This is a genomic window from Sulfitobacter sp. SK012 (genome assembly GCF_003352085.1).
Lineage (GTDB): Bacteria > Pseudomonadota > Alphaproteobacteria > Rhodobacterales > Rhodobacteraceae > Sulfitobacter.
On the sequence record NZ_CP025804.1, the window covers coordinates 2,098,850 to 2,120,619 of the forward strand.

At 54.7% G+C, this 21,770-nt stretch carries 23 protein-coding genes; 6 read left to right on the plus strand and 17 right to left on the minus strand.

The features are described from left to right. Window positions 1-203: 203 nt before the first annotated feature. From C1J03_RS10140 to C1J03_RS10150, 3 genes are all read left to right on the plus strand, one after another. Window positions 204-1,736 (plus strand): DEAD/DEAH box helicase, encoded by a 1,533-nt coding sequence (locus C1J03_RS10140; protein WP_114886173.1) that lies wholly within the window; start codon window positions 204-206, stop codon window positions 1,734-1,736. Beyond that, window positions 1,736-3,499, plus strand: a complete 1,764-nt coding sequence (locus C1J03_RS10145; protein ID WP_114886175.1) for an ATP-binding protein — start codon at window positions 1,736-1,738, stop codon at window positions 3,497-3,499. Before C1J03_RS10140 ends, C1J03_RS10145 begins: the two co-directional genes overlap by 1 nt. A gap of 175 nt (window positions 3,500-3,674) precedes the next feature. Beyond that, a complete protein-coding gene (locus tag C1J03_RS10150) occupies window positions 3,675-4,337 on the plus strand; it encodes a hypothetical protein (RefSeq protein WP_114886177.1) in 663 nt (220 codons plus the stop codon). A gap of 482 nt (window positions 4,338-4,819) precedes the next feature. Here C1J03_RS10150 and istB read toward each other — a convergent pair whose 3' ends face one another. The 16 genes from istB to C1J03_RS10225 form a co-directional block, all read right to left on the minus strand. Beyond that, window positions 4,820-5,584 (minus strand): IS21-like element helper ATPase IstB, encoded by a 765-nt coding sequence (gene istB, locus C1J03_RS10155; RefSeq protein ID WP_114882482.1) that lies wholly within the window; start codon window positions 5,582-5,584, stop codon window positions 4,820-4,822. After that, window positions 5,581-7,080, minus strand: coding sequence for an IS21 family transposase (gene istA, locus C1J03_RS10160; protein WP_114882484.1), 1,500 nt, complete (start codon window positions 7,078-7,080; stop codon window positions 5,581-5,583). The genes istB and istA overlap by 4 nt, the downstream gene beginning before the upstream one ends. Window positions 7,081-7,184: 104 nt before the next feature. Next, window positions 7,185-7,775 (minus strand): type IV secretion system protein, encoded by a 591-nt coding sequence (locus C1J03_RS10165; RefSeq protein WP_254694239.1) that lies wholly within the window; start codon window positions 7,773-7,775, stop codon window positions 7,185-7,187. A 9-nt stretch (window positions 7,776-7,784) separates the two neighbouring features. Beyond that, on the minus strand, window positions 7,785-7,976 hold the full coding sequence (locus C1J03_RS10170) for a DUF4177 domain-containing protein (protein ID WP_102938029.1): 192 nt from the start codon (window positions 7,974-7,976) through the stop codon (window positions 7,785-7,787). Continuing rightward, window positions 7,969-8,964, minus strand: a complete 996-nt coding sequence (locus C1J03_RS10175; RefSeq protein ID WP_114886179.1) for an ATPase, T2SS/T4P/T4SS family — start codon at window positions 8,962-8,964, stop codon at window positions 7,969-7,971. The genes C1J03_RS10170 and C1J03_RS10175 overlap by 8 nt, the downstream gene beginning before the upstream one ends. Before the next feature lie 2 nt (window positions 8,965-8,966). Continuing rightward, entirely contained in the window at window positions 8,967-10,283 is a 1,317-nt protein-coding gene (locus C1J03_RS10180; RefSeq protein ID WP_114886181.1) for a TrbI/VirB10 family protein, read from the minus strand. Further along, window positions 10,276-10,971, minus strand: a complete 696-nt coding sequence (locus tag C1J03_RS10185) for a TrbG/VirB9 family P-type conjugative transfer protein (RefSeq protein ID WP_114886183.1) — start codon at window positions 10,969-10,971, stop codon at window positions 10,276-10,278. The genes C1J03_RS10180 and C1J03_RS10185 overlap by 8 nt, the downstream gene beginning before the upstream one ends. A gap of 3 nt (window positions 10,972-10,974) precedes the next feature. Beyond that, window positions 10,975-11,625, minus strand: a complete 651-nt coding sequence (locus tag C1J03_RS10190) for a virB8 family protein (protein WP_114886185.1) — start codon at window positions 11,623-11,625, stop codon at window positions 10,975-10,977. Window positions 11,626-11,629: 4 nt separating this feature from the next. Next, window positions 11,630-12,409, minus strand: coding sequence for a type IV secretion system protein (locus tag C1J03_RS10195; protein ID WP_114886187.1), 780 nt, complete (start codon window positions 12,407-12,409; stop codon window positions 11,630-11,632). Further along, a complete protein-coding gene (locus C1J03_RS10200) occupies window positions 12,406-13,554 on the minus strand; it encodes a lytic transglycosylase domain-containing protein (protein ID WP_114886189.1) in 1,149 nt (382 codons plus the stop codon). Before C1J03_RS10200 ends, C1J03_RS10195 begins: the two co-directional genes overlap by 4 nt. After that, window positions 13,547-13,705, minus strand: a complete 159-nt coding sequence (locus C1J03_RS25315) for a hypothetical protein (protein WP_162798499.1) — start codon at window positions 13,703-13,705, stop codon at window positions 13,547-13,549. Before C1J03_RS25315 ends, C1J03_RS10200 begins: the two co-directional genes overlap by 8 nt. After that, window positions 13,705-16,065 (minus strand): type IV secretion system protein B4, encoded by a 2,361-nt coding sequence (locus C1J03_RS10205; RefSeq protein WP_114886191.1) that lies wholly within the window; start codon window positions 16,063-16,065, stop codon window positions 13,705-13,707. The genes C1J03_RS25315 and C1J03_RS10205 overlap by 1 nt, the downstream gene beginning before the upstream one ends. Continuing rightward, the gene (locus tag C1J03_RS10210; protein WP_114886193.1) at window positions 16,055-16,333 is read right to left on the minus strand and encodes a type IV secretion system protein VirB3; all 279 of its coding nucleotides are present in this window, start codon (window positions 16,331-16,333) and stop codon (window positions 16,055-16,057) included. Before C1J03_RS10210 ends, C1J03_RS10205 begins: the two co-directional genes overlap by 11 nt. 7 nt (window positions 16,334-16,340) lie before the next feature. Next, window positions 16,341-16,631 (minus strand): TrbC/VirB2 family protein, encoded by a 291-nt coding sequence (locus C1J03_RS10215; RefSeq protein ID WP_039004605.1) that lies wholly within the window; start codon window positions 16,629-16,631, stop codon window positions 16,341-16,343. Then, window positions 16,631-17,221, minus strand: coding sequence for a lytic transglycosylase domain-containing protein (locus C1J03_RS10220; RefSeq protein ID WP_114886195.1), 591 nt, complete (start codon window positions 17,219-17,221; stop codon window positions 16,631-16,633). The genes C1J03_RS10215 and C1J03_RS10220 overlap by 1 nt, the downstream gene beginning before the upstream one ends. A 64-nt stretch (window positions 17,222-17,285) precedes the next feature. After that, window positions 17,286-17,612: a hypothetical protein gene (locus tag C1J03_RS10225; protein ID WP_052275151.1), complete on the minus strand. Its 327-nt coding sequence runs from the start codon at window positions 17,610-17,612 to the stop codon at window positions 17,286-17,288. 259 nt (window positions 17,613-17,871) lie between these two features. On the opposite strand from C1J03_RS10225, the gene C1J03_RS10230 reads away from it, so the two are divergent. Beyond that, entirely contained in the window at window positions 17,872-18,060 is a 189-nt protein-coding gene (locus C1J03_RS10230; protein WP_254694240.1) for a hypothetical protein, read from the plus strand. 307 nt (window positions 18,061-18,367) lie between these two features. On the opposite strand, the gene C1J03_RS10240 is transcribed toward C1J03_RS10230, so the two are convergent. Beyond that, on the minus strand, window positions 18,368-19,318 hold the full coding sequence (locus C1J03_RS10240; protein ID WP_254694267.1) for a helix-turn-helix domain-containing protein: 951 nt from the start codon (window positions 19,316-19,318) through the stop codon (window positions 18,368-18,370). 206 nt (window positions 19,319-19,524) lie between these two features. Here C1J03_RS10240 and C1J03_RS10245 point away from each other — a divergent pair, with 206 nt between their 5' ends. Together C1J03_RS10245 and C1J03_RS10250 are read left to right on the plus strand one after the other, a co-directional pair. Further along, window positions 19,525-20,964 carry an amidohydrolase family protein gene (locus tag C1J03_RS10245; protein ID WP_162798501.1) on the plus strand — a complete coding sequence of 480 codons (1,440 nt, stop codon included), beginning with the start codon at window positions 19,525-19,527 and terminating at the stop codon, window positions 20,962-20,964. A 110-nt stretch (window positions 20,965-21,074) separates the two neighbouring features. Continuing rightward, window positions 21,075-21,413: a hypothetical protein gene (locus tag C1J03_RS10250; RefSeq protein ID WP_114886204.1), complete on the plus strand. Its 339-nt coding sequence runs from the start codon at window positions 21,075-21,077 to the stop codon at window positions 21,411-21,413. The last annotated feature ends 357 nt before the right edge of the window (window positions 21,414-21,770 follow it).

Consider the following 21,770-nt stretch of genomic DNA (forward strand, 5'->3'; position numbering starts at 1 on the left):
ACCGGTACTGATGGATTTTGTGGTTCAGATCTGGAAACGGTGAAAATTTGGCCAAAACCAAGCAACTAGGGCTGGTTTCTTAAAGAGAAATCTAACACGATCAGGAACGAAAAAAACCTTGGAGGACCAACTAATTGGGAACGGGTAAGCTGAAATCTGTACTTAGTAGGTTTGGGGTAGCAAAGCTATCAGAGCTTGTGGGAATGGAAACGCTTGAGAACATGGAAAAGTGGTTCCGTGTTCGTGTTACCGCACCTAAACTGATTGATATTCTTCTTCAAAGATACGGTTCATCAATACTTGGGAACGCCCAGATAAGAAAAATGGTGCTGAACCATGTTGATGACTTCGACCGAAAGTACATCTTAGGGAAGAGTTCTAAAGTAGTTTGGTCAAGCAGCTCAAGTAGCGCTCAACGCCTAGTGCAAACTCTTGAGCTGGGTACCGAATTCCTCCCGCCTGTCGCAGAGGCGAGCCCTCCGGCAAGCAATTCTATTCCCGTCTCGGCACCGCTGCATGAGTATCAGTTTAATGTCAAAGCTAGAGCCATTGCTGCGCTGAAACTTCCTAGTTCGCGTATTCTATTACACATGCCAACCGGCGCGGGGAAAACTAGAACAGCCTGTGAGCTGATGGTTGATGCGTTGAGGGCCGAGCCTCCTGGCCCTGCTTTGATTGTATGGCTCGCTCACTCGGAAGAACTTTGCACACAAGCTGTTGAGGCAATTGAACGAACCTGGTCAACAAAAGGTGATCACCAAGCATCTATTACAAGGATTTGGGGAAGTTTTGAAAGACCTTCGGATGCGCCACAGAGGGGATTCGTGGTGGCCAGCTTTCAGTCAATCCACGCACTTTTAACATCGGCATCAAGGGACTTAAGCCTGCTAAGAGAAATAGGGGCGGCAACCAAAATGATCGTTATCGACGAAGCACATAAAGCTATTGCACCAACCTATGAAATAGCCATTAACTCGCTCTCTATGGCAAGTACTCCGCCAAAATTGGTTGGTCTATCTGCAACACCGGGTCGCAGCGAAAATCATGAAGAAAACAGAGAGCTGTCAGAGTTTTTCGACAATACCAAAATTGGCTTGTGTGACGATAGCGGTAGGGAGCTGGAGGATGGTATCGGTTACCTACAAGATATGGGGGTCTTGGCCCGTCTTGATCGCGAAAAAATTGAAACTGACGTCTCAATTGACCTAAGCGAGAACGAAATGGCCAAGCTCTCAGAGCTCATGGAACTTCCAGAAAGTTTCTTGAGACGTCTTGGGGGACAACACGAGCGGAACTTGTTGATCTTCAATCGCATGATGGAGTTGTCAGACGCCAAACGGCAAGTCATTTTGTTCGCTTGCTCTATTGCTCATGCAGAGTTGCTAAGCGATCTATGTGTTGCACGGGACATAGCTGCTCGCCTTGTTACCGGGCAAACCGATCCGAAAGATCGAGCGAGATACATCGCTGAATACAAAGATGGCAAAGTGCAGTTTTTGATTAACTATGGAGTTTTGACAACTGGATTTGACGCCCCCAATACCGATACCGTTTTCATTACTAGGCCGACGGCATCTGTCGTTCTTTATTCCCAAATGATCGGTAGGGCGATTAGGGGACCAAAGAATGGTGGGAACGAACGAGCAAGAGTTATTGATGTGGTGGACAACTTGCACGGAATGCCATCCGAGAACATGGCCTACAACTATTTTAATAATGTCTGGAGCACACAATAATGACGACGTATATTTTTCCTGCATCCACTGCAATTGAATCCTTCCGGGATGCGGGTTATCGCGATACTTCGATGGCCTTGGCGGAACTCGTGGACAACTCGATTCAGGCAGAAGCTGACAACGTCCGTATTCTTGCCATCGAAGAAAACGTCAGTGTGCAGAGAACTGTAGCCAATGTGGGCTCCTTGGCGGTCTATGACGATGGTCATGGTATGTCTCCAGATGTCCTTGAGATCTGTTTGGCTTTCGCTCAAGGAACGAGGCTGAATACGCGCTCGGGGATAGGTCGCTTTGGTGTTGGACTTCCTCTCGCTTCGATCAGTCAATGCAAGCGCGTAACAGTCTACTCATGGCAAGAAGGCGATTGTTTTACTACCTATCTCGACATTGACGAAGTCAAAAAGTCGAAACAGCAAACAACAAACGAAGTAGAAAAGTGTGAAATTCCAGGAGAGATCCTGCGGCACCTTGACGTTCCCGTTAAAGACCACGGTTCGCTAATTGTATGGGAAGATTGTGATAGATTGGACCTAAAAAGAACCCAGACTTTGGTTAGGCGCATGGAGACAAGTTTTTGCCGCATCTATCGTCACTTCCTTGATGACGACGATACATATGGACGGCAAAGAGATATCCGAATTTTGATAGTAAAGCCGGACGCTGATGTAGTTGAAAGCATCAAGTTGCTCCCCAATGATCCCCTCTACTTGATGACGCCGAACAACCTTCCAGGTTTTGAAGACGAAGCTACAAACGAAGCTTACGGTGAGATTCAAAGAATTCCGGTAAGGTTCGGAAATAGCGGCAAGAAGTCAATGGTCGAAGTTAGATTCTCGGCTATCCGGCAGGATATTGCTAGGTGGACAAGGAATGCTGACACAGCATCCGTTGTGGACCACTATAAGGCAAACACCGGTATATCATTTGTGAGAGCTGGGCGCGAAATCGATTTTGGGTCTTTTGGGTATTTTAATCCACAAGAGCTAAAGGAGCGTTATTGGGGGTGTGAAGTCCGGTTCGGACCTGAGCTTGACGAACTGTTTGGCGTTACCAACAACAAGCAGGCAGTGCGCGATGTTGACTTCATAGAGAGGGAAGAAGTTGAGCAACTTCACGATGGCCTCAGTGAAGACGACATTGATTTCGATCATAAGATTGCTCTCAGAGCAGAATTAAGCAAGCGTTTCAAAATTGCGCACAAAGCAATTAGAGCACGCATAGACAGCTTAGCACCTGAGACGGGGCGAAGTGTATCCGGCAGAAAAACAGATCCGGCCGCACAGAGTGCGGAGTTAGCCGGTCAAAACTTTAAGAATGATCCAGCAAAAACAAAGACAAAAATCGAAAAGGATGCAGTGACTCCGGAAGAGCAGGACACAAAACTTAAAGATATGCTGATCCAAGAGCATGGGAATGACATCCCGGATAATGAACTAGATAGGATGGTTGAAGAGATTAAGGCGACGGGCGTGACAATTACTGAGAAGTCTTGGCCTGGGAATCAATTTTATACGATCGAGCGCCCTGGCGAAATCATGACGATCGCACTAAACGCTCGCCATCCTTTCCAAGTGGAGCTGTATGACAAAATTTGCAAAGGCCCTGATACTCAAGAGGCGTTGGCTATGAACCTTTTTCTATTGGCTGCTGCGCGAGCTGAAGACGAGCTGTGGGATGATAGGTCACAAGAGACTCTTGAAGAGTTTAGGGAAAAATGGGGAGGCTGGATTAAGAAGCTGCTGACGCAATTAAACAACTCATAGTATGCTTCTCCCGACTGCAGAGCTGAAAAGTAGATTACAGCAACAATTTTCGGATTCACGAAGGTGCTGGATTTACAGTGCCTTCATATCTCAACCCGGTATTGATTTCGTAATTGGACATCGTCATGAGTTCAGCTCAGATCGCTTACTGGTGCGCTGTGATCTTAGAGACGTGATGACAGGTGCATGTTCGCTCGCAGCGTTAAAAAGCGCGCTTGATGCCGGTTTTGAAGTTAGGTTGTCGTCTGCGCTGCACGTAAAATTGTACTTTTTTGACGAAAAACTGTTTGTAGGAAGCGCTAACCTCACTGGCAAAGGTTTGGCCCTAGTTGGGTATTGTAACGATGAACTCAGCACGGAAGGTGAGCCCACAGCTCGTGATGCAGAAATTGCCGAAAATCTGTGGTCCCAAGGAACAGAGATCAATCATGCTCGACTAATTGCCATGCAGAAATTCATTGAGCAGCTCGATACTGTTTCTAACAACACTCCCGCTAGCTGGCCTGACGCGATCTTTGTTGAAGAAAGGGATTTATACTGTTCCGACTTCCCCCAAAACACAACCGCTGACAGTTTTAGGTGGAACGACATTGAAAAGTTCAAAGTAAGCCCGGCATATTTATGGCTGATAAGTTCTGTTGAGGAAAATGGCGGCTCGGCTTCATTTGGTTGGCTTTCGAAGAAACTTCACACAGATGTATACGATGATCCCGCCCCCTACAGACGCAACATCAAAGAGCTTTTAGAAAACTTGCTCGATCTTGTTGTCGTGTTTCAACCCGATGGGGTTTGCGTTGAGAAGCCAAACGTGTCTTCGGTTGTTTTTCTTCGCGACTAGCTTTGGGTGGCTTGCTTCTCGGCAACGCTAATTTGTTCTCCGCTGTTCTAATTGGGTTTGGGCTTAATATTATCTGGGATCTCCGATTGAAGGCACCGCGCTTTAGCGCGCGGGCACTTGATGTCAGTCGGCTGAACCGGGGCTCAACGGGCCTACGGCCCGCTCACCCCAATCCAGGCATCTTTCTATTTGTTTGGTCCGCCCAACATCCCTGACCGTGGCGGTCAACCTTAGTCCATCCCCAAAAACAGCCACCAATTTCCCCTGTCTCGCGGGCGAGCCATTCCTCGCGCGGCAAATTGGCGTCTGTTTTTGACGCAGACATTTTCTTCGCAAATGTGGCCGATTGACAGCCCCGTTCAGGGCCATGGGTCGGGCTTTGCCCTCTCCCACTCTGTTCTGTCAATCCCGGAGTAAAATCGGTCAGCGTCCCGGAGAGAAATTGGCCAATTTGTCAGCTCCTTGGCTTCAGTTGGGTTTGTTCAGGCTGTGCGGTTTCGGCTTTGGTTCAGCCGATAGCTTTCACCATTCATCTCCAGGATATGGACGTGGTGTGTCAGGCGGTCGAGGATGGCACCCGTGAGGCGTTCTGATCCGAAGACCTCTGTCCATTCATCGAACGGCAGGTTGGATGTGATGATGATGGAGCCGCGTTCATATCGTTGACTGATCACTTCGAACAGCAACTCGGCCCCGGTCTTGGAGAGTGGCACGAACCCAAGTTCGTCAATGATCAGCAAATCTTGGGCTGCTAGTTGTTTTTGGTGTCGTTGCAGTCGGCGTTCGTCAACTGCCTCGATCATTTCATGAACCAGTGCAGCGGCTGTGGTGAAACGTACCTTCAAGCCCTTTTGGCAAGCTGCCAGTCCAAGGCCGAGAGCAACATGTGTTTTACCGGTCCCACTTGGTCCTAGCGCGATAACGTTTTGACGCTTTGCGGTGTACTCGCAGCGGGCCAATTCCATCACCAGCACCTTGTTCAGTGACGGGATCGTTTTGAAGTCAAAGCTATCCAGGCTCTTGGTTGCCGGAAACTTCGCGGCTTTGATACGCCGCTCTACCATCCGTCGCTCACGTTCGATCAGCTCCAGCTCACACAAGCGCAGGAGATATTGGACATGATCCTTGTTCTCTGCGGCGCATTGTTGGGCCTGTTTGGTGTATTCGCTTTGGAAGGTTGGCAGCCGAAGTTTGGTCAGGTGATGCCTGAGCAGAACCTGCGGTGTATCAGTAACAGTATCGTTCATGCGGCCACCTCGGACAACAGCACGGCATAGCTGGAAGGCTTTGTCGTCTCAACCACCGCTTTCGGCAGATAAGGATAGATATCGAGATCAAGCCTAGGCGGACGACGCTCAATCCGGCAAAGGATCAGATGCTTGATCGCATCGTAGCCAAGTGCGCCCAGGTCCAAGGCTTGTTTGATTGCAGCATGAACGTGCTCCATCTCGAAGGTTTCCAATAGTCGCAAGATCTGAACATATTCGCGCTTCCCCGCCTTACCCATGCGGGCTTCCAACAATCGATGAAGGGTCGTGAACGCATCGGGCAGATCCCAACCCTGCAAGGGTGCCGCCTGGTCGAGAGCACCAACCTTCTGCTCCAACAATGGCAAGTAATGCATCGGGTCGAAAATCATATCTGCCTTCTCGTAAGATCGTCGATGTCGGGCGACAATCTCGGTCCCACAGCCGATCACGACCTCATGGACATAGCCGCGTACCTGAACCTCATGATGGGCAAAGGCGACAGGGACGGAGTAATCGTTATTGCGATAACGGATCATCGATATTGAAGTTGCCCGAGTACTGACCTTATCACACGCATCGTAAGGTGTTGGGGGCAATGCCATCAACGCGTCCAGGTCTCGTAGCAACCGTTCACCAATACTCTCACTATGCCCGCGAACAACATCGTCCTGACGCTTCAAACATTGTTCCTCCAACCAGGCGTTCAAAGCATCAAAACTATCGAACCGGGGAGCAGGGATTAGGAAGTTCCTCCGTCCGTAGCCAATGACACCTTCGACATTACCTTTGTCGTTACCTTTACCAGGGCGGCCAAACCGGTCCTCAAACAGATAATGCGATTGTAGTTCCGAGAAAGTTCTGGTCCGGATCCGCTTGCCTCCTCCCAAGATCTTTGCAACCGCTATCACGGTGTTATCGTACAGTGCCGACAAGGGCACACCACCGAAGAACGCAAACGCAGCGTTGTGACCATCACAGAAGGCTTCTGTCGTTTCTGCCGGATATGCCTTCATGAAGAACGCATCCGAATGCGGCAACGATATCGCAATGTAATGCAGCTTTCGTTCAACACCACCAATCACACCAAGGGTCTCGCCAAAATCGACCTGAGCATGGCCAGGGGTGTGAACCAGAGGAACAAACACCTCTTGGGTACGTCGCTGCTTCTCACGAACATAGTCCGTGACGATGGTGATCCCGCCAGTGAACCCATGTTCATCACGCAATCGCGCATGAATACGTTTGGCTGTGTGGCGTTGCTTTTTGATGACCCGTTTATCGTCTTTCAGGATCTGATCAATTATCCCAATGAACGGATCCAACTTCGGACGAACTGGCGCGGTCGTTCTTTGATAACCCGGCGGAACCGAATGCTTCAAAATCTTCGCCACTGTTTTGCGGTCAATCCCAAACAGACGGGCCGCCTCACTATTGTTCTTACCTTCGACATGGCACGCACGGCGCACCCGACTGTACAAATCCACAGAATACATCTTCCCCACCCGTTGCTCGACAGCACCAGATGTTAGATTGCGGAATTTTACTCCGCGACGGTCAGATTACCCAACCATTTCCATGGCCATTTTGTCTCCGGGATTCACAACCAGCGGTGGAAGTAGTCCTTGCTGACATCAAACAACGATAGCGCAATCATGATCGGGGCGATGCCGATCATGAAGGCCAGCATGATCTTCGCGAAGATTAGGACAAGGCCGCAGAGCGCGCCGATCACGCCAAGGAGGAAAGCGCCGATCGCGCCGATGAGAGCCCCGGCCATCCAATGCATGTTGTCACCGGCGGCGTTTAGGTAATTACCAAACTCTTCGATCAGGTCGTCGAATGCACTGGCAAAATATCCAGCCCCAGCACCGCCGCCTCCAAGTCCTGCCACCATACCGCCCGCGAGCTGGTCGAGCCCATCGATTAGGGCGCTAGCGACTGCATTGAACTGGACCCAGTTCATCGCAAACAGAGAGATGAGCATAAGCTTGAGGGCGAACCAGAAGGCAGTCCGCCCGTCCATGGATTTGTATTGAAACACCATGTTGATGAAGACGCCGATCACGGCGAGCGTCGAGGCAACCGCAATAATGCCGCCTAGCTGACCGGCGACGTTGCCAAAAGTGGATTGGGCCGCGTCGTCCAGAAAGTTATCGGTTGTCTCAACCATCCAGGTGACGACGCTCATTGGGTGCTCCTATGCTTTTTCGGTCGGTTTGACACGCCAGATGTCGCGCTTCAGGAAGGCCTTCAGGATGTGTTCGCCGTCGAAATCCGGCACGACCGAGACCAGCTCCCAACCATCCTGACCAAGGGCGGTCAGCTGCGCCTCGATCTTCGGTGGCTTTGTCTTAGCGGTGTTAATCTGTTCAATCTTGTATTCAAACATGAGCTGTTTCCTTTGCTTGGGCCGGATCAATCGGCAGGTAAAATTCGGTAATGCCGCGCGCGCCCTCATGACGACCGGCCTGAATGATCACATCGATCGAGCGGGTGATGTAGTCGTTCATGTCCTGGTAGGTCATGGGCACATCGGTTTTCAGGGCGGCGATGGCCAGACGCTGGACCGCCAGCTGCGGTGTTTCGGCGTGAAGCGTGGTCAGCGATCCGCCATGGCCGGTGTTGATGGCCTCGAGGAAAGTCATGGCCTCTTTGCCGCGCACTTCACCTAGGACAATGCGGTCCGGCCGCATCCGCAGCGTAGAGGTCAGCAGCACATCCGCGCTGCGTGTGGCTTCATTGCGGTCGGACATCAGCGTGACGACATTGGGCTGTCCTGGACGCAGCTCAGCTGCCTCTTCGATAGTGACGATACGCTCGTCGGTTGGAACAAAGGAGAGGATCTTGCGCGCAGTAACGGTCTTGCCGGTCGAGGTGCCACCAGAGACGATCATGTTGAGCTTGTGCACGACGCAGAATTTGATTGCGGCATCTATATCACCCGTGGCCACGACATCGCGCAGCTCGGCGTTGCGCTTGCGCCGCGCACCTTCATTGCTGCGCTCTTTGCCGAAGAGGTAGGACAGCTTGATCTGCTCCAGCGGCAGGTCTGCGAAGAACCGCAACGATATTGCATAGCCGCCATCGACCGCCGGGGGCTGGATGACCTGCGCGCGGATGGGGCGGTCGCGATAGGCGATGCTGACCGATACGATCGGCTTGGTCCGGCTGAGCGTGGTGTTCGCAGCCGAGGCAATCTGGTTGCCAAGGTCTTTGATCTCATTTGGGGAGAGCGGCCGATTGACGGGCCGCATGAAATGATCCCCCTGAAACTCCGCCCAAAGCGAACCGTCAGGGTTGATGCAAAGCTCGATCAGCTTTGGATCACGCGCCTCGGGAATCTTGTCCATTGAGCTTTGAAGATAGCTGGCGGCCATGGTTAGAAGATCTTCAGATCACGGTCGACCATCACAGTGACGCGGGCACCTTGATCGACATAGATTACGGGCGAAACCGAAAGATATTCGCCGATGACGCCTTGCGCGCTGCCTTGCAGATCTTCGCCAATGCCTTCGAGCACGTCCGAGGTGATCGCGTCTTCAGTGTTGTGCGCGGCGACGGCAGGCAAGGCTCCGATCAGCGATATCAACGCGGCCGAGCCGAACCTGGTGCCAAAGCGGCTGTCGACAAAACCAGTTGTGCCAGAGCGACCCAGTTCATCGCCACCAAAAGCGCTGATTTCAACGGTTTGGTTGCTGGGGAGAATGATCCTGTCCCAGGCGATCGTCACCCGTTGCTGTGCGATGTCGAGGCCAGACTGATAACGTCCGATAAGGCGCGAACCGCGTGGGATCAGGATCCGCGAGCCGTCATAGGCATGGACGTCCTCCGACACCATGGCCCGCACCTGACCAGCCAGCGAGCTGTCGACTGCGGTCTCCAACACCGCTTGGATCATCGTACCCTGAACAACTGTATTGGCTGGGTTCACGATCAGCTGTGCCTGCGTCACTTCGGCTGGCTCGGCTCCATTGCGGACAAACTCGGTGTCGCCGTCAAGGCGTCGCTGCTCTGCTGCCGTTTCACTGTTTCCGGCGCCGGTGCCACCAAAAGCGATGATCGGGCTGGCGATGCGGGCTTGCAATTCTTCAAGCTCCGCTTGCCGCCGCCGCTCGAGCTCTTGAAGGCGCAGCTCCTCAGCAGTGGGGCCAGTTGGCACGGGCGTGCGCGGGGATTCCAGACGTGCAAGCTCCAGATCGTTCTGCAAACGTTGGAGTTGGCGCGCGCGTTCTTCCAGTTCTTCGCGCAAGGCGGCTTGAGCAGTCGCGGCCTCGCTGCGCAGGGCATCGACCTCTGCACTCAGGGTATCGAGTGCTTCGGTATCGATTGGTTGGGCCTCGGGTGCTGGCACATTGCGCAATGCCTCGAGTTCTGTGCGCATCGCATCCAATTGGGCGCGCAGTTCTTCGGACTCTAGGCTGGGTTCAGGCTCCGACGCAGGCGGCGTTGTGTCGATCGGTGCAGGACTGGGCTCGACAACGCCAAAGCCCGGTCCTGCCGTTTGGAATTCATCAGGTGAGGCGGTTTCAAGGGCTTCTTGTTCAGAGCCACCGGAGAACAGCAGCAACAGGCCGCCGAGGGCAATGATGCCCCCGATGGCGAGGGCCATAGTCAGAAATGACGGTCTCTTTGAGTGCTTTTGTTTTTTCCCTTCAATAGCTTCTAGGCGTTTCTTCAACTCAGCCGTTTCACTCATTGTGATTTGCCTCGCTCATCTCCTGCACGCAGATCTCATCCTCGCCAAGCCGTAGTACCCACCGATCACTGACACCTGAAACGCGGATGACGCCGTCTGTCTGGGCAAGCGCATTCACGCTACGCTCATTGCCCCCAGACCAACGAAAGATCGCGGGAAGTGGCGCGTTTGCGGCAAAGCGGAAATACGTGAATGTACCGTCGTCCCAGATTTCACGCGGCGTGATCTCGGATCGCGCACTAACCCCGTATGCATGGTTTGCGGGCTCGCTTGCGGCAACACGAGACTGCTGGGGGGCAGAGTCGGGATAGGTGAAGCGGATGACATAGAACGTCGGTGAGCTCGCCTCAGTGACGTTGAAATAATAGCTGCGCTGGTTGGTGTAGACGGTGATGTTGGTATGCGCACCGCGCGAGACCGGCTTGATCGCAAAAGCCTGACCACCGGGCACGCCGTCCAAAAGGAAGCCTTCGGTGTCGCCCGCGATGATCGAGCGGATGGTCTCGCCTTGGCCAAACTCGATGCTGGTGACATGGGTCAGGCTGGTGCTGATGCGATAGACTTGCCCATCTTGATAGGTGGCCAGCCGGACGCGGGTATCATAGGGGCCCTGTCGCGGCTGGGTTTCAGCACTGGCGGTGCCAACGAGCTGAAGGAGGACAGTGAAGATCAAGAACAGGCGGGCCATATGTTACTCCAAACGATCCGAGCGGATCGCGTATTCAGTGACTGTGAAGCCGAAAGGGTTTTGCCAGACATCATCGATAGACCGGCTGTTCTCGGGCCGGAACTCAAACATCAGCGTTGCTGTGAAGAGCCCGTTTTGATTGCCGCGCGGCGTACTAAGGCGTTTGCGCAGGCGCACCTGCGCGCGGTTTGCGCTGATATGGGTGATTGAGAGCACTTCGACCTCAAGCCGCGCATCTGTGCCGTAGCTGTCGGGTGGGTATGCCTCATGGCCACTGGTCCAGAGCGCACGCAAACCTGTTGCTGCCGCCCCATCCGACTGATCTAGGACCCGCCGCACCCGCACGTCATTGTCGAGCTGATTATATGTCTCTCGACCGATGACATAGCGGTAGACCTGTGCCTCGATGATAGCAGGGCGTTCCGTGAGTGAGATCGCGTCAACCATGGCATTGGGGAGGGCCATGCCAGTTGCGCTATCAAAGGGCACGATCATGGGCGGCGGGTCCACGTCGAAAAGGGCCACGAGGGCAGCGGTCAGGCAACCTGCCATGCCAAAGCCCAAGCCTGTCAGACCTAGTTTTTGCCAAAGGAGCTCGCGGCGTCGCGCCCCATAGACAAGTTCTTCTTCGATGATTTCTGCCTCGCTGCTCATGGGATCAATCCGCGCGCAAGTTTGGCAGGGTGAAGTCCATATAGCGGCGCTCTTCAGCCAGCGTGGCGGCATCGACAACGCCGGATTGACCTGCGCCGACGGTCTGGATGGCTTCCAACTCCCACATGCGCGTCATCGCGATGGCCAGCTCGGCGGTGACGCGGGTGTTGTGATCGACGGCTTCCTTGAGCGTTTCCATGTCAGGGATCAACGATACCAGCTGCTCGACCCGCTCCAGAGATTGCGCGGCCTCGTCGTAGCTGTTCTCGGCTGCCGCTGAAATCATCGCCCCGGTGCCTGCTTGGCTGGCAATCCGCTCAGCCCCCGGATTACCGCTGCTGGCCATGTCCGACAGGCTGTCTTGATCAAAGCCCGCGTCTTCCAGCGCTTGGGTCATGCGGCCTTCCATTTGAGGGGCGGCATTGCCGATGAGGCCGCTGAAATCGCCGCTTTGGATTTGCCGGATGGTGCCAAGAAGATCGCCGAACTCTTGATCGAGAAGCCCGTCGAGATCGCCGCCCATGGCCATTTCAATGATGTCCGTCGCGCCAGTCAGGGCTGCGTAGGTTTCGTTCAACGTGTCGAGTTGTTGCTGCACTAGATCCAGTTGCTCGAGAAGCGTGTCGAGCTGGTCTGTCTGGATCCCGAAGTCCTCGAGCATCTGCTGCAATTGGCGAATTTCCTGGGCAATGTTGCGTGCGTCGATTGTCGGCACGCCTTGGGCGATTGCAGGCGAGACCGCGAGCATCGCGCATGTGATGATGGCTGAGAAAAAGCGGATCATTGAAGTGCCTCCAGATCGAATTGCATGAAGTCTTGCTCACGGACTTGAGCGGCGGCCATGGCTAGCTCGGCAGCGCCAAGGGGGCGGGTATGAGCGGCTTTGAGGCGGGTACGAATTGCTACTAGGCGGGCCAGTTCGGCGCGTGCGTAAGTGTTAAGCGACATGGTGGCATGAATATCGTCCGTTTCGCCAATGCGAGTGATGATGTCCTGCACGCGCAGGGCCGCTGAGCGTACGGAGACAATGGAATAATCGCCATAGATCCCCGCGCCATAGGAGGTGAGGCTCATGGTCGAATTTGCGAGCAGCACGGGATCAATAGTGCCAAGCGCATCAACGCCGCCAACGCGCGCGAGGTAAAGGTTATAGCGCTCTGGGATAACCTGAACGTAATGCTGGGTCTCTGCAAAGGGTGGCACGCCGCCGTAGCGCTGCACGTTTCCGGGCCCCGCGTTGTAGGCGGCCAGACCGTGAATGATGTTGCCATCAAACATGGATAGCATCTGTGCCAGATAGCGCGCGCCGCCCGTGACCTGCACATAGGGGTTTTCATAATAGGCGGGATAGATCCCGAGATCCTGTGCGGTGCCCGGCATGATCTGAGTGAGGCCGAACGCGCCAACGGGGGAGCGCGCACCAATGGTGAAACGGCTTTCTTGCCAGATCAGCGCCTGCAACAGGCAACGCCATTGCTTGGGGGACAAGCCCGCCGCGCGCACACCGGACATATTGTGCGTTTCTATCGCAGCGCGAATGATTAGCTGTTCGATGGAGCCGGAGGCATCGCCAAACATCTGGGCAGCACCTGGGTTGGGATCGACCGGACCGTAGAGTGCATCTGCAGCACTTTCCGGTGAAGTGCCTGTTTCCAAACTGGCGACCAGAACACCCGAATTTCCGCTGCCGAGCGTGGATGCATCGAGGATGTTTTCCAGCGCTCGCAGTTGTTCCTCTTCGAGCCGCTCTAGCGCGTCTTCTCTGGAAAGGCGGTCCTGCTGCAGCGCCAAATCCTGCACTCCCTGATTCAACACGCGTTCACGCTGCAAGAACATGCCTGCATCAAAGGTTGGCACGCCTTGCGCTAACGCTATGGGCGCTGCGAGCGACACCAAGCCCGCAAAGATATGCGGGCAAAGGCTATTCATTCAGGTCGCCAATCGGTCCAAGCATCTCGAAATTGCAATTACTGCGGCTGACTTCGGCAAAGGAGGTGAAACATTCTGCCTCTGACGGCCGGTATTCCGCGCAGGCCGTGAGGGTCAGAAGGGTGAGTGTCAGGGTGAAAAGCTTGCGCATCAAATCTGTCTCCAAAATTCGGGGTTCTGGCGATAATCCGCGCCGACCAGCGCTTCGCCTTTTTCCATGCCGCCAAGGATCGTGAGATACGGGCCAAGGGCGCTGAGATCGGCGTCGATCACGACCGAGCCTTGATCATCGCGCACCAGCGCCAGTCGGGAATTGCTGCCCGTGCCGAGCAGCACACTGAGCTCTTTGTCAGTGAGCCCAAGCATCGCGTAATCGCTGGCCGAAGCACGAATATTGGGAAGCAAGACTTGCGTCGGAACGGCCTCGACAATCGTCTTGCCAGTCCGGGTCTTTTCGAGCTGACTGGCGTATTGGGTCATCATCACGACAACCGCGTTTTGTTTGCGCGCAGTCACAAGCCAGTTGCTAAGGCGGTCGGCAAAATACGGATTGTCGAGCGCTTTCCAGGCTTCATCGATGATGATCAACGTTGGTTTGCGATCCTCGATCACTCGTTCCACCCGCCGAAACAGATAGGACAGTACCGCCATACGTTCTTTCTCGCTTTCGCTGTCGAGAATGCCCGTCAAATCAAAGCCCACCACATCGCCCTCGAGCGAAAAGCTGTCCTCGAGACTTTGTCCGAAGATCCAGCCATAGCGCCCATTGGCCGTCCATTCCTGAATCCGCTCAAACATGTCTCCTTCATCGGCACCTGCGACGAAGAGGGAGGCCAGGTCTTGCCAGTTGCGGAGCGAAGCCTCGCTGGCACCAGCGTTCTGGCGCACCACTTCTTGGATGCGGTTGATCTGGACGGGACTTAAGGGCTTGTCCGCGCGATGTAGAAGCGTGGCGAGCCAATCAGAAAGCCATGCTTGGCCGCGCCCATCAATTTCGGTGCGAAGGGGATTGAGACCGGTTGCTTTGCCAGCCTTGATTGCACTGTAGCGCCCACCATTCGCGCGCACCGCCATTTCCATGCCCATGCGATAATCAAAGACAAACACCCGTGCCTCGCAGCGCCGGGCCTGGGACATGAGGAAGGCTGATAAGACCGATTTACCTGAACCAGGGCGACCGAGGATCAAGGTATGACCGCCGGTTGGTTCTTTGTCGGGCTGACCGGTCTCGTGGTAATTAAACAGGAATCCCGAACGCTCCGGTGTCGGGAACAGCGTAATCGGTTTGCCCCAGGGCACTTTATGGCCAGCCTTGCCCAGCTGACTGCGATGAAGCGCTGCGAGGTCGGCAAAGTTTGTGTTTGTAATGGCGGCCTTACGGCTGCGCATCTGCCCGTTGCCCGGATGTTGCGCGAAATAATGGGTGCGGGCGGCAAAACTTTCATTGGCCAGATTGACACCTTCACTGGCGGCGATGTTGCGCACCTCGGCAGCGATGGCCTCCAACTTTTCTTCGGTTTCGGCAAAGACAGTGACAGTCATGTGATGATCACCAAAGCTGAGCCGCTTGGATTCCAGATCATCCAGTGCGTCGACCAGTTCTTCGGCCAATGAGATGGCTCCGTCATCGCTGGCCTTCATCAAGCGCTGTTGCCGTTTAATCCGGCTGGCCATGATGTTGCTGCTGATCGGTGTGAAGGAGTGGGTGACCACCATGTCGATGGGCAGATTGAGCTCATCGAACATGGTGCAGCTGGTTCTTGCAGGATAAGTCTTGATCGCGAAACTGGTGCCAAACCGCTTGCCTGCCGTCCCATCGTCTAGCGTGAAGCTTCGCCCCTGAAACGTGACCCGTGTGTTGGCCACATCCTCGGCAATAATTCCAAAGCGCGATTTTGCGAAGAGCGGCCTTTCCTGACCTATGTTGAGTGCGCCAAGGAAGCCCAGTAGCTCGCCGCCGTCGGCCCCGAGCAGGCGCGGGTTCATCTCTGAAAAGGAAGACAGTAGGAATCCGACGACCTCGCTGAGCTTGCGCAATTGCTTGGCGGTCTGGTCTTTGAGCTGGGAGATCGAGTCTGAGCGTTTCAGCCGCAACCGCGCGGCAAGGGGCGGACGCTTTAGAACCGTGAGCGTGAGTGTTTTGTCGCGCAGGCCTGCTTGCGATATTGCCGCCTGCCACCGGGTATCGAGCGCTTGCGCAAATCCCCCGTCAGGCACCGGCGGCAGCGTAGTCTCAATTGCCTTTGAAACCTTGTGCACGTAAAAACTATATTCGGGCCCGATCTGCGCGATGATGGCAGCGAAGAGAGCCCGGATCTTCTCTAGGTGCGCGTCATCGCTGGTCATGCTGTTGACGCCATCGAGGCGGATACACTGGAAGAGGGCATTGCCGCGCGTGCGGATCGTTATGTCATCCACGAGGCTGACATAGGGCAGCATGCTGGCCATGGGGCGCTCTTTGCGCGTCCAGTCTGGCAACATGGCAAGATCATCTGAAGGGTCACGCAGCATAGTTGTCCCCTGAATGGATCTTGCGGTTCGGTGTTGGTGGCGTTTCCTGCAGCGCAGTTACCAGCACTTCAAGAAACGCAGGATCCCAGTCAGCGGCTTTCCACAGCGCGGGATAGGCCAGAGCGGCGATGATGATCACCGGCCAGCTCTGGACCCACAAAAACAGCAACACAAACCCGAACAGCCAGACCATTGCATACATGATCGGCAAACCGATGAGCTTTGGTGGCCGGATCAGGCCCAGGAAAAGAAGGGTTTGCGTTGCCATATCGGATTTACGCGCCCCAGATGGCGGTCACGATGGTTGGCGCAGCCGCGATGCCCGCGATTGCGACCAGCACCCAAAGGGCTTGGCGAAAATCCAGAATCCCGAAGAGCCAGGACAGGAACACACCGATCAAAGCCAAGGTGCCGATCACGATGCCCAAGGGACCGGTGATCGTGTCGACGATGCCTTGCAGAAGGTTTTGCACCGGCGAAAGGTCGATACTTTGCGCGAGCGCGGGATTGGCAATCATCAAACTGGCCAGAGCCAGCGAAAGGATCATGCGGATTTGTGTGTGCATCATGAGGCTCCAGTCAGTCGATCACGCACGGCCATGACACGGCGCACGTGATTTTGGGTTTCTTGGTAAGGGGGAATGCCGCCGTAGCGCGTGACCGCGTTAGGCCCCGCGTTGTAAGCCGCAAGTGCAAGTTCCGGCGTGCCAAATTGGGCAAGCATCATCAGAAGGTAGCGAGCAGAGCCATCCAGATTGGCCTGCCAGTCGTGAGGGTCTACACCAAGCTGCGCAGCTGTGGCTGGCATCAATTGGCCGAGACCGATCGCGCCTGCAGAGCTGCGCGCGTTGACGCGATAGGCGCTTTCGATCTCGATATTCGCTTGAAATAGCGTCTGCCATTCGGACACAGACAGACCCGCGCGGCGCAGGGCAGGGTGCCCACCATAGCGATGCGCAGCGCTTTCAAGGGCGGCGAGGATTTCGGGGCGGGGGATTGCTGGCGTAGGCCCAGACCCAACCGACATGCGGGGCGCTTGCGGTTCAGGCGCTGCGAAGACGGTCGGCTCTGATGCATTCGCGCCTACGCCGTCGATGTAGCTTTGTGCGAAACCGGACTGAGGAGCTTTGGTTTCCAACTGGCCATCAGCCCGCATTGAGAGCACGAAACCTTCAGCGCCAGCTGGGGCTGCGATAAACGCAGCAAGGACTGCAAGTGCTTTAGTCGGTGTCGCCTGGCTTGTGGGAAGCGACTTTGCCTTCGACCATCGGGATTGAAATGATCGATACGTCCAACCCTGCAAGGAAGCTCGATAAGCCGTTGATTGTCTTGAATTCTCGCGCGGCCATGTTGTTGCGTGCAGTGACGAGCAGGCGGCGCGTCTCGCCGTCAGGCGAGACGCAATGCACGGTCCAAACCCCGGACCACTGAGCACTTGTTCGTTTGGGCGTAACGCGGCACACGACATCAGCCGAGTGTCCCTCGGCAAGCAGTGCGCGCAGCCCTTCTTCGCTAACAACATTGGGGGCGTCTTGCATCAAATTCATTGAAACGAGCCTTGCTGAACTGTGCATGGACCCGGCAGTCCCTCATGGACTACCAGTTCGATACATGATTATAATTTTGCAATCAAGAGGTGCATTTTGAATTGATGCGCTCTTTATGCGTTGAAACGAACTTACTGCAACGGAGTGGCTGAGCCAAGATAATATGGTGATTTTGAAGCAGACATGGGCGGTTCTGGCCGTTTTGAGCTGGGGATCTGCCTCTGCCGCCGGAACTTGTTTACCTCCGATAGCGCCCTTGATGCCGACCGATACTGATGATGTTCGGGCCTATGCTGACCTGTTGAGACGCGACGCAGAGACATACTTTGACGATGTCGAGCAGTACTTCCGGTGCCAGGACCAGGAGCGACGTGAGGTGTTTGAGCAAGCGCGGGAGGTCAGCGAAGACTATGCGCGCGTTTTAGAGATTTTGGGGAGTGATAGTTAAGGGGGAGGGCTGCGTCGACGCAAGAGCGGCCGCTCACCATCATAGCAGCGAAGGTCGCCAATGCGGACAAAACCGACCTTGACCGCACCCACCTCAACTGGCCCTTCCGGCCCGGACCGGACCTCGAAAACCTCCCAAGATGCTGCGGTGCAGCCCGTCATTGCTCCCAATCGTGCAGAGCGCAGCATTTTGGCCAGTGAAACGCCGGTCAGCGGGCATTTCCACCGTTCGAATAAGAGCAACCGATTTCAGTGGCCGTCATGGGCTGTGCTGCTGTAGCGATAGGCGGATCAACTAATATCTGTTCTTATGATTTGCCGACTCGGAATTGCGTCGGTGTCATTCCCATCTGGGAGCGGAAGAAGCGTGTGAAATGCGCCTTGTCCGAGTACCCCAGTGAAGCGCCGATGTTTGCCACGGTTTGCGTAGGGTCCATTAAGTATTCCTTGGCCACGTCGATCTTCAGGCGTTTGATTTCGCGCGGCAATGTTGTGCCATTATGTTTCAGTGCATTGATGAGTAAGTCAGGGTCGATGCCGAGCAGACTGGCAACCGATGCAGGCTTCAGAACTGTCTCGTCCAGTTTGTCTCGCAGAGCAGATCGCAAGGCGGCAACCACTGAAACATCCTGCTCCGACGACACCGGTTGTGCGCTAGCGAAACGTGATCCGATTGCGACGTCCTTGTGAAGCCAAGCCGTCGGAAAGCTGATCTGCATACCTGGGTCGGGTCCGACCCGGGTTTCTATGCCGCTGTAGCCTAGTGGTACGCCGAGAAGATAACGACTTTCCCAGGCTACCACCGAAGGATCCCAGTTTGGGCCCGTAACCGATTGCAGCAGGCGGACGTAAACGGCAGCACCAAAGCCCGTGACTTGAAGTGGCTGGACCGACGGCTCTTGCTGTCGCGCAATACGATAAATCGCCCTGTCAGCCTCAACGATGAGACTGTGAAGAACAGAGCTGGATTCCTGCGGCACCAAGCGCACGAAATCGGCGAAGAACTTGAACAGAGTTGATGGTCCCTGAAGCGCATTGGTAAACGGAGGCCAAGATTGGAGGTCAAAAGTTTCACCGACATGGATACCAAGGTATTTGTCGCCAGACAGTTCCGACAGCTTGTTTAACAAACCAAAAACCAGTTCGGCGTGGACATAGACTTTGGCGTCGCGCATCAGGTCTTCACTCACACCAAATTCCTCCAGCGCCGGGTGTGGGTCAATGTCGCGAGCGTTCAGATAGTCCAAAAAAGGCAGCACCAGCGCCAAGCGAATAAAACCTTCCTGATGGGCCTGCGAATTGGTTGTGTGCGGCATGGGCGACTCCTTGGCCCAGCATACGCCTTAATTTCCTCAGCGGTTGCCATTTTTAGTTTCAGAATCGTGTTTTTGATCGAAAAGTGGCCACCGATCCTTCAGCTGATCTGCTAGATTTCCCCGGAAGTTCATCAGGGGAGATCAAGATCATGTCCAGTTCAATCAAATCGGTGGTGTTTGCGGCAGGTGTTGCCTTTGCTCCACTCAGCATTGCTCAAGCGGAGGAAGACGCGCCACCACCAATCTTGTTCACCAATGTCGATGTCTTTGACGGCTTCAGCCCGGACCTGCTCATGGACGCAAACGTTCTGGTCGAGGGCAATGTCATCACGCAGGTCTCGACCGACCCGATTGACATGGAAGGCGCGTTTGTTGTCGATGGGACCGGCAAAACGATGACCCCCGGGCTGATCGACATGCACCAGCACGTCATGTTGAATCCCCCAGAAGGCACAGCCGCATATCAGACGCGATGGGACGAGGCATCGGGCGGCGCGATCGCACAGCACCACCTCGTGAACAACATCCTGATGAAGGGTATTACCTCTGTTAGGGATATTGCAGGAGATCCGCTGGACATTGCCAAGGCCATTGACATGGGACTAATTCCCGGACCGCGGATCGTCTCTTCTGGTGGCGCTATCTCACAAACAGGTGGTCATGGTGATTGGGCCGGTCGCAACGTCCCTCCTGGGATTATCGCGGAACATGCCGACGTGACTCAAGCTTCGCAAAACTCATGGACTGTTGATGGGCCTGACGAGGTGACCAAGGCGGTACGCCTGAACCTGCGGCGCGGTGCAGGGTTCATCAAGGTCATGGGCGGTGGCGGTGTCGCCAGCGAATTTGACCCGCTCGACATTATGGGCCTGTCCGAAGAAGAAGTGGCTAAAGCTGTGGAAATCGCGGCCGACAACGGCACCTATGTCGCTGTTCATGCATATCACGACGAGAGCTACGAGAGGCACCTGCGCCTTGGGACACGGTCCTTTGAACATGGCTTCCTGATCTCGGAAGACATGGTCAAGAAAATGGTCGCTAAATACAAAGAGACTGAGGACATCGTCTGGAGCTTCCAGTGCTTTATGAGTGTTAACTCCTTCGGCAGCTACGAATCCATGCCCGCATTCTTTACGCATGAGCAAAAGCTGAAGGGTGTCCGGGTCGGCGAAGGTGTTCGGGCGATGTCCAAATGGATGAACGAATACGATATGTTTACCATCGGCGGTTCTGACATGTTCAGCCCCGGTCTGGTCGAGAAGATTAAGGAAGACATCACCTGCAATGTCGACGCTGGCTTTACACCTGCACAAGCTTTGAAGCACTGGACTGGAAATGCCGGAATCGTGATGGCCTGGTCTGGTCCGAAAAATCCATATCCGAGCTTCCACCTTGGCCGGATTGCCCCGGAGAGCTACGCAGACATTTTGCTTTGGGACGGCAACCCGTTGGAGGACATCAATCTGATCCTCGACGAGAGCAAGCTGCAGTTGGTGATGAAGGACGGCCGTGCTTACAAGAACACATTGGCAGACAGCGACAGCATCATGTACCGGCCCGCGGTTTCAGAACCAAAGGTCTACCCCTGATCCTATGATCTGGGCTTCGTCACAACAGTTGTGACACAGCGGGGCGGTTTGTTTACCTCGGCCGCCCTGCTTTCACCGGAATGAACCTCTAGACAAGATAGGGAATAACGATGAAGTATAGACTGGTTTCAGGTCTGACAGTTGGTGCGCTATTGGCCGCGACTGCAACCTCTGCGCAGGTATCGGATGCCTCCAAACTTGGCGCGAATGCTGGCGCTATGGAATACTGCCGCGACAATTTCATGACGGACGATGACAACGGTCGGTATGGTTTGCTTGTTGCGGCAACAACCAAAGACTTCAGTAATCTGTCTGCAGATGGCGATAAAACCAAAGCGCTGCTTATGAAGAAAGCGGCAGAGGATGGTGACTACCTCGGCAAGCCGCTGGATGCAGGGCGCTGTGAAAGTGTCCGGAAAACTCTTCTTACTCAATACGGCATCAAATGATCGGCGGTCTTCCGGCTGATTTCTGAGCTGTACGCGGGGCGGTTTCTTTACCTCGAGCCGCCCCGCAATATTATTTCCTAAGTGACCCAGAAATAAATAGATATCTCACCTGATGCGCTCGCGTCGAATTGGAAGTGCTGTTCTAAATTGTGCGCTGGCTGCCTGTGATACAATGATAGATTAGATAATTTCGCCTCCTCTGGATTCACGGCCGCCCTCCGCTGCAAAAACGAGCTTCCGATCTGCGGCCATTTAAATGTCTGCTCTCGCCGTTGACGCTATCTCGCCTCGCACCAGTAGCGAAGGCCCGGTGTCCGCCCAAAGTACCGAATGCTGCATTCACAACCTACGACTGCT